At 52.2% G+C, this 831-nt stretch carries 8 tRNA genes; all 8 read right to left on the reverse strand.

The features are described 5' to 3' along the window. Window positions 1–53 precede the first annotated feature (53 nt). Window positions 54–130 (reverse strand) — tRNA-Pro (locus AKG34_RS21240). A gap of 8 nt (window positions 131–138) precedes the next feature. Next, window positions 139–215: transfer RNA gene (locus tag AKG34_RS21245), tRNA-Arg, on the reverse strand. A gap of 9 nt (window positions 216–224) precedes the next feature. Further along, a tRNA-Leu gene (locus AKG34_RS21250) sits at window positions 225–313 on the reverse strand. Window positions 314–325: 12 nt separating this feature from the next. Continuing rightward, a tRNA-Gly gene (locus AKG34_RS21255) sits at window positions 326–400 on the reverse strand. A gap of 5 nt (window positions 401–405) precedes the next feature. Further along, window positions 406–487, reverse strand: a tRNA-Leu gene (locus tag AKG34_RS21260). Window positions 488–496: 9 nt separating this feature from the next. Then, window positions 497–572: transfer RNA gene (locus AKG34_RS21265), tRNA-Lys, on the reverse strand. Window positions 573–614: 42 nt separating this feature from the next. Continuing rightward, window positions 615–690 (reverse strand) — tRNA-Thr (locus AKG34_RS21270). 12 nt (window positions 691–702) lie between these two features. Beyond that, window positions 703–778, reverse strand: a tRNA-Val gene (locus AKG34_RS21275). Between the last annotated feature and the right edge of the window lie 53 nt (window positions 779–831).

Here is an 831-nt window from a genome sequence, read left to right on the forward strand (position 1 = left end):
TCCTGCGTGCAAGGCAGGCGCTCTCCCAGCTGAGCTAAGGCCCCAAAAATCAATGGTCGGGAAGACAGGATTCGAACCTGCGACCCCTTGGTCCCAAACCAAGTGCTCTACCAAGCTGAGCTACTTCCCGAAAAAACATGGTGCGCCCGGCGGGAGTCGAACCTACAACCTTCTGATTCGTAGTCAGATGCTCTATCCAATTGAGCTACGGGCGCATATTAAGATGGTGCCGAGGACCGGAATCGAACCGGTACGGTAGTCACCTACCGCAGGATTTTAAGTCCTGTGCGTCTGCCAGTTCCGCCACCCCGGCATAAATAAATAGTGGAGCGGAAGACGGGATTCGAACCCGCGACCCCAACCTTGGCAAGGTTGTATTCTACCACTGAACTACTTCCGCAAACATGCGGGTGAAGGGACTTGAACCCCCACGCCTTGCGGCGCCAGATCCTAAGTCTGGTGCGTCTGCCAATTCCGCCACACCCGCATAATAAAATGGTGAGCCATGAAGGATTCGAACCTTCGACCCTCTGATTAAAAGTCAGATGCTCTACCAACTGAGCTAATGGCTCATAGAAACTATTTATAAATGCTATATTAAGCTTGTATGAAAATGGTGCCGGCAAGAGGACTTGAACCCCCAACCTACTGATTACAAGTCAGTTGCTCTACCAGTTGAGCTACACCGGCAGGTGTAAAAAATGGTGGAGGATGACGGGATCGAACCGCCGACCCTCTGCTTGTAAGGCAGATGCTCTCCCAGCTGAGCTAATCCTCCATATATAACTGCTTGGCGGCGTCCTACTCTCACAGGGGGAAACCCCCAACTAC

Source organism: Peribacillus butanolivorans (genome assembly GCF_001273755.1).
GTDB classification, from domain to species: domain Bacteria; phylum Bacillota; class Bacilli; order Bacillales; family DSM-1321; genus Peribacillus; species Peribacillus butanolivorans.